Origin of the sequence: Parafrankia elaeagni (genome assembly GCF_000374165.1) — a bacterium.
Taxonomy (GTDB): domain Bacteria; phylum Actinomycetota; class Actinomycetes; order Frankiales; family Frankiaceae; genus Parafrankia; species Parafrankia elaeagni.
Map to the genome: position 1 here is coordinate 23,620 of NZ_KB893762.1, position 6,040 is coordinate 29,659.

Genomic DNA, 6,040 nt, shown 5'->3' on the forward strand with positions numbered 1-6,040 from the left:
CCCGTTACCCTGCTGGCCGCGCCTGATCTGGGGCCGGTGGCAGACGGTCGCGCCATTCGGAATGTGTTGGGCTGACAGCGCTGGGGGTTTCAGCTATGCGTGTCGTTGTCGCGGGAGGCGCGGGCTTTCTCGGTAGCCATCTGTGTGATCGGCTGCTCGGAGAGGGCGAGGAGGTCGTCTGTGTCGACAGCTTCCTCACCGGGCGGAGGAGCAATGTCGAGCATCTGCTCGACCAGCCCGGATTCGATCTGATCGAGCAGGACGTGTCCGATCAGGTCGCGGTGCCGGGGGCGGTGGATGCGATCCTCCAGTTCGCCTCGCCGGCATCGCCGCTCGACTATGCGCGATACCCCATCGAGACGTTGAAGGCCGGTGCGCACGGCACCCTCAACACCCTCGATCTTGCGCGGAGCAAGGGTGCGCGCTTCCTGCTCGCGTCGACCTCGGAGGTCTACGGGGACCCCCTGGTACACCCCCAGGAGGAGTCGTACTGGGGGCACGTGAACCCGATCGGCCCGCGCAGCATGTACGACGAGGCCAAGCGTTACGCCGAGGCGTTGACGACCGCCTACCGGAACCGGCACGGCATCGACACCGCCATCATCCGGATCTTCAACACCTACGGCCCGCGGATGCGTACCGACGACGGGCGGGCGATTCCCGCCTTCGTCTCGCAGGCCCTGCGCGGTGAGCCGGTCACCGTGGCCGGCGACGGGATGCAGACCCGGTCCGTCTGCTACGTCGACGACCTCGTCGAGGGCATCCTGCGGATGCTGCGCAGCGGCCTGCCCGGCCCGGTGAACCTCGGCAACCCGCACGAGATGACGATCATCGACACCGCGCGGCTCGTGGTCGAGCTGGTGGGTGCCGACGTGCCGATCACCTTCGTGCCGCGGCCCGGCGACGACCCGATGGTGCGGCGGCCGGACATCACGCGCGCCCGGCAGCAGCTCGACTGGGAGCCGACGATCGAGGTGCGCGACGGGCTGCTCCGCACCATCGAGTGGTTCGCGGCCGAACTCGCCGCCAGGCCGGTGGCCGGAGCCGGGACAGCCACCCCCGGGGCCTGAGCCCTGGGCCCTGGGCCCTGAGGCCTGGGCTCAGGGCCCAGAGCCCGCTCCGCGCCCCTGACCGACTGTGATGGTCGGGGCACGGAGTGGGCCGGCGCCGGCTCACAGGTGCGGAAGCACCTCCTCGGCGACGAGGGCCAGATGGTCGAGATCCGTCATGTCGAGGATCTGCAGGTAGACCCGGCTGGCGCCGGCGCCGTCCGGTCCATAGGCGGCGAGCCGGTCCAGCACCTCGGCGGGGGAGCCGGCCAGGCCCCGCTCCCGCAGCGTGTCGAGGTTGCTCATGTCCCCGCCGCGTTCGGCGCGCCGTCCGACCTCCGCCGCGTCCCGGCCGCAGCAGAGAGTGAGCGCCACCGAGCAGATCAGGCCGGCGGGATCGCGCCCGGCGGCGGCAGCGGCCTCCCGTACCACCTCGAACTGGGCCGCGGCCTGCGCCGGCGCGGCGAAGGGCAGGTTGAACTCGGCGGCGTGGCGCGCGGCGAGCTCCGGCGTCCGCCGCCGTCCGGAGCCACCGATGATGATCGGCGGATGCGGGTCCTGCACCGGTTTCGGCAGCCCCGGGCTGTCTGTCAGCGTGTAGTGCTGACCGTGGTGGGTGAAGGTGTCGCCGACAGGCGTCCGCCACAGCCCCTCGATGATCGCCAGCTGCTCGGCCAGGCGGTCGAAGCGCTCGCGTACCGGCGGGAACGGGATGCCGTAGGCCTCGTGCTCGGGCGCGTACCAGCCGGCGCCGATTCCCAGCTCCACCCGGCCGCCGCTCATCTCGTCGGCCTGCGCCACGGTGAGCGCCAGCGGCCCGGGGAGGCGGAACGTCGCGCTCGTCACCAGCGTGCCCAGCCGGATCGTCGTGGTTTCCCGGCCGATCGCCGCGAGGGTGGTCCAGGCGTCGGTCGGGCCCGGGAGCGGACTGCCCGAGCCGATCCGCAGGTAGTGGTCCGACCGGAAGAAGGCACTGAAGCCCAGGCGTTCGGCCGCCTGGGCGACGGCGAGCTGGTGCGCGTAGGACGCACCCTGCTGGGGCTCGACGAAGATGCGCAGATCCATACCCGCCACCCTGGCAAAGCCCGGCCCTGTGGTCGACCGGACAGCTGCGATCGACGATCGGCGGCGATCAGCGATCAGCGATCAGCGATCAGCGATCGGCGATCGGCGGCGATCAGCGATCAGCGATCAGCGATCAGCGATCGGCGATCGGCGATCGGCGGCGATCAGCGGCACCCGGTCGCGACCGGGCCGTGTGTCGCACCACACCTGGTCACGGGCAGCTCCCGGTCGGCGGTGCGGGAGGGCGAGGTACTGCCGGTGTGGATCATCCACGGCTGCCAGTGTGCGCAGGCTCCCGCGACGTCGCCGGCCTCGGCGAGCTGGTGGAAACGGCGGTAGTACCCCACGGCGTGCCGCTGCTCCGGCGCGTCGAGCGGCCGCCCGGCCGTCTGCTGACAGCAGGCGGCGACCTGGTGGAGGAGCCGGGCGAGGACGCCCAGCGATCGGTTCGGGCTCTGCGTGGTGACAGCCGAGTACAGCGCACCGGACGCCCGGCCGAACCCGGGGCCGTCACCCGCCTCCGCGGCGGCCGCGGCGGCCTCGACAGCGGTGTGGAGCTCGGCCAGTGCCGGCGCGGATCTGGTTCGGGTGAAGGCGGCCACCAGCGGTTGTTCCACGATCTCGCGGGCGGCGTGAAGGTCCCGCGCGCTCACACCGCCCATCTGCAGGTGCAGGGCGAACATCCTGGCCAGGGGGTCCAGGGAGGGGCTGGTGACCTGCGGCCCGCCGTGCCGCCCCCGCAGCACGGTGACCAGCCCCTCGGTCTCCAGGATGCGCAGGGCCTCGCGCAGGGTCGCGCGGGCGATGCCGAAGACGGCCATGAGCTCGTCCTCGGTCGGGAAACGGTCGCCGGCCTTCAACTCACCGCTGGCGATCCGCGCGCGGATCGATTCCGCGACGACCTCGGACGTCCGTGCGTTTCGCGCACCGGTGTGACGCGTCATGTCAGCCGGTGAGCCGGGTCATGCCAGAGACGGCGATGGCGACCGTCACCGCCAGTGCGTTGATGCCTGGTCGTGCGGGCATGTCGTCGGTTTCCCCCCACCGGCTGCGGGTCCGCAGCCGGTTCCACAAGATATCAGCGCTGCTGTGCACTGAATGTTCACCTCAGGGTCGACCGCCGGATCCGTCCGGCCTGTCCTGGTTGCCGAATGCGACCCGCTCCAGGCCTTCGAGGTCCAGAACGATGACCCGCCGGTATCCGACATCAACCACCTGCATGTTCCGCAGTTCGGCCAGTGCCCGGTTCACCGATCGCTCGTCCGCTGCGACCAGGGCGGCGAGCTCGGGCTGGCTCAGCCCCACCGCCAGCTGCACACCGCGGGCGGCCGGGCGCCCCCACAGCGTGGCCAGCTCGATGAGGACCCGGGCGAGCCGGCCGCGGACCGAGCCGTCGACGTGCTCGACCCGGCGACGGATCGAGTTGCGCAGCTTGTTCGCGACCATCTCCGCGACAGCGAAGGCGGCCGGCGGGTTCTGCTCGAGGAAGCCGCGGAAGGCCGCCGCGCTCATCGCCCGGCCGACGACGGGCCCGGCCGCCGTGGCGGTCCCGGTGTGGGTGTCCTGCTCCATCGCACTGATCTCGCCGAGCACGTCCCCCCGGGACCGGATGACGAGGAAGGCGAGCCGGTTCTCCTCGCCGTTCGCGGTGATCTTCACGAAGCCGTCCAGAATCAGGATGACCTCTCCGTACGGCTCGGCCTCCCGCATCAGCATCTCGCCGTGCGGGTAGTGCCGTATCCCCCCGAGGGAGAGCAGCTGCTGGCGCAACGCCGGGTTCAGACGAGCAGGCAGGCTGCCCGGCGGAAAGGGCCGAGAATCCTCAACCAAAGGAATGCCCTCCTTTCACCCCGGGCATCCGTACCCGGAAGGTTCGAGGTTCCTATTGTGGTTCGCGGCCGGCTGACCGTCCTGTGTTAGTACCGAGTTGGACAGCCGCCCGGCCGGTTTTCCCTGGTTCGGGGTCCGGGTACGGCCCGCTCCGGAGGCGGGCCGAAGGGGCGCCGGCCATGCGCTGATCCCCGCCGACCTGCGTCGTTCCCTCGTCCGGCCTGTCTCCGGACCTCCCTCCGGCCTGCGTCCGACCTGCGTCCGGCCTGCGTGGGAACACCGTCCGGGCTTCCTGCGCACGTCGCGTCGGACCGGCGACGAGGGTGCTCACAGCCTGGGACTGTCTCTGTCCGGAACTGTCGGAGGGCCGCTGCCCGGAGCTGCCGGTGGAGCGCGCCGCGGGGAGAGCGCCGCGGCGCAGGCACGCCCGGGTGACGCCGTCCGAAGGTGGGAGAGGGGAGCCGCCGCCGGTGCCGTATCGTGGACTGATACCCCCAGGGGGTACGTACGGTACGGACGAGTTGTTCGCTAGCCCGTGCGAAGGGACGGACGATGAACGCTATGACCCGAGTCGGTGGATTCGGTCTCGCGCTGGCTGTGCTCTTCGGTGTCTCCTACGTCGTCGGGACGACGATCGGACCGTCTCGGGACGGAGACCGCTCGGGCGGCACGGACAGCCACGAGATCTCCGCCGCAGCCGGCGGCGTGGCGGGCGGCGGCACGGACGACCTGCTCGACGCCCTCAGGCCAGGTGGACTGGCGATCTCGGAGGGCGGCTACACCTTCGACCCCGACGAGCTGACCTGGCCCGCCGGACGCTCCCGTGCGTACACGTTCCGCATCATCGGCCCGGACGGACGGCCGCTCACCGCCTACACCCGCGCCCACGAAGCGGACCTGCATCTGATCGTCGTCCGGCGTGACCTGACCGGCTACCAGCACCTGCACCCGACCCGGAACGCCGCCGGAACCTGGAGCGTCCCGCTCCGGCTGGCCGCCCCGGGGGTGTACCGGGTCTTCGCGGACTTCGTCCCGGCGGTGTCCGGTGCCGGCAGCCACGCCTCCGACAGCTCCGACAGCTCCGACAGCTCCGGCAGCTCTGACGGCGCGCAGGCCTCCGTGACTCTCGGCGCCGACGTGACCGTGGGAGGCAACCTGACGCCCACGGCGCTTCCCGCGCCGTCGACCACCGCGACCGTGGCCGGCGGGTACACCGTGACCATGAGTGGGGAGGCCGACCGGCGGGAGGGGAGCGAGCTGGCCTTCGTCGTCGCCCGCAACGGACGGCCCGTCACCGACCTGGAGGAGTACCTCGGGGCGCTCGGTCACCTGGTGGTGCTCCGCGAGGGAGACCTGGCCTACCTGCACGCTCACCCGCTCACCCGGACCCCCCCGCCCACCGCTGCCGCGAGCACTGCCGCGAGTACCGCCGCGAGCGCGGGGGCCACGGCGACGAGTGCCGCCGCCGGCGATGGCGACGAGGACGGCGACCCCGCCCTGTCGTTCGCGACGCGCTTTCCGTCCGCCGGTTCCTACCGGCTGTTCCTCGACTTCAGGCATGCGGGGCAGGTACGCACGGCCGAGTTCACCATGACGGTGGCCGAGGGCGGGGGCGTCTCCACGCCCGGCCCTGTCGGGACGCGCCCGCCGCAACACACGCACTGATCGTGTCCCGCTGACCGTTCCCGTCCCGCCAACCATGTTCCTGTGGGAGATCCGATGAGCCCAACGGCCACCGAACGACGTGAGGTCGACCTGGTGATCGGCGGGATGACCTGTGCATCCTGCGCGGCTCGCGTCGAGCGGACGCTGAACAAGATCAACGGCGTGACCGCGACGGTCAACTACGCGACCGAGAAAGCGAAGATCAGCTTCCCGGTCACGCTGCCGACCGAGCACCTGGTCGCCCAGGTCAGGGCCGCGGGCTACACAGCTGCCGTACCGCCACCCGCTGTCGCGCGGGCGCCCGTGCGCCCAGCCCCGCCAGCCGTACCCGCCATGCAGGTTCCGCCGCCCGGTGCCGCTGGTTCCGCTGCCGACCGCACCGACCGCACCGACCGCGAGCCGTCGGGCGGGACCGGCAGTCCCGGCAGTCC

7 protein-coding genes are annotated in these 6,040 nt (G+C 71.7%); 3 read left to right on the plus strand and 4 right to left on the minus strand.

Features of this window, described 5'->3' with window-relative positions:
• Positions 1-95 precede the first annotated feature (95 nt).
• The gene (locus B207_RS0126855) at positions 96-1,070 is read left to right on the plus strand and encodes a UDP-glucuronic acid decarboxylase family protein (protein WP_018639776.1); all 975 of its coding nucleotides are present in this window, start codon (positions 96-98) and stop codon (positions 1,068-1,070) included.
• Between the two features lie 102 nt (positions 1,071-1,172).
• Here the strand turns inward: B207_RS0126855 and B207_RS0126860 are convergent, their stop codons facing one another.
• The 4 genes from B207_RS0126860 to B207_RS0126875 all read right to left on the minus strand — a co-directional run bounded on the left by B207_RS0126860 (position 1,173) and on the right by B207_RS0126875 (position 3,944).
• Positions 1,173-2,114, minus strand: coding sequence for an LLM class F420-dependent oxidoreductase (locus tag B207_RS0126860; protein WP_018639777.1), 942 nt, complete (start codon positions 2,112-2,114; stop codon positions 1,173-1,175).
• A gap of 164 nt (positions 2,115-2,278) precedes the next feature.
• A complete protein-coding gene (locus B207_RS0126865) occupies positions 2,279-3,058 on the minus strand; it encodes a FadR/GntR family transcriptional regulator (RefSeq protein WP_018639778.1) in 780 nt (259 codons plus the stop codon).
• Position 3,059: 1 nt separating this feature from the next.
• Positions 3,060-3,209, minus strand: a complete 150-nt coding sequence (locus B207_RS40835; protein WP_195905366.1) for a hypothetical protein — start codon at positions 3,207-3,209, stop codon at positions 3,060-3,062.
• Positions 3,210-3,221: 12 nt separating this feature from the next.
• Positions 3,222-3,944 (minus strand): Crp/Fnr family transcriptional regulator, encoded by a 723-nt coding sequence (locus B207_RS0126875; protein ID WP_026311493.1) that lies wholly within the window; start codon positions 3,942-3,944, stop codon positions 3,222-3,224.
• A 552-nt stretch (positions 3,945-4,496) separates the two neighbouring features.
• Between B207_RS0126875 and B207_RS35845 the strand changes: the two genes are divergently transcribed.
• On the plus strand, positions 4,497-5,609 hold the full coding sequence (locus tag B207_RS35845; RefSeq protein ID WP_051102687.1) for a hypothetical protein: 1,113 nt from the start codon (positions 4,497-4,499) through the stop codon (positions 5,607-5,609).
• A gap of 54 nt (positions 5,610-5,663) precedes the next feature.
• Positions 5,664-6,040, plus strand: a 377-nt coding sequence (locus B207_RS0126885) for a cation transporter (protein ID WP_026311494.1), incomplete at its 3' end; no start/stop codon positions are given.

Excerpts from the sequence above, each read along its gene's own strand:
- B207_RS0126855 (WP_018639776.1), top strand. The coding sequence starts at position 96 with ATGCGTGTCGTTGTCGCGGGAGGCGCGGGCTTTCTCGGTAGCCATCTG.
- B207_RS0126860 (WP_018639777.1), bottom strand. The coding sequence starts at position 2,114 with ATGGATCTGCGCATCTTCGTCGAGCCCCAGCAGGGTGCGTCCTACGCG.
- B207_RS0126865 (WP_018639778.1), bottom strand. The coding sequence starts at position 3,058 with ATGACGCGTCACACCGGTGCGCGAAACGCACGGACGTCCGAGGTCGTC.
- B207_RS35845 (WP_051102687.1), top strand. The coding sequence starts at position 4,497 with ATGAACGCTATGACCCGAGTCGGTGGATTCGGTCTCGCGCTGGCTGTG.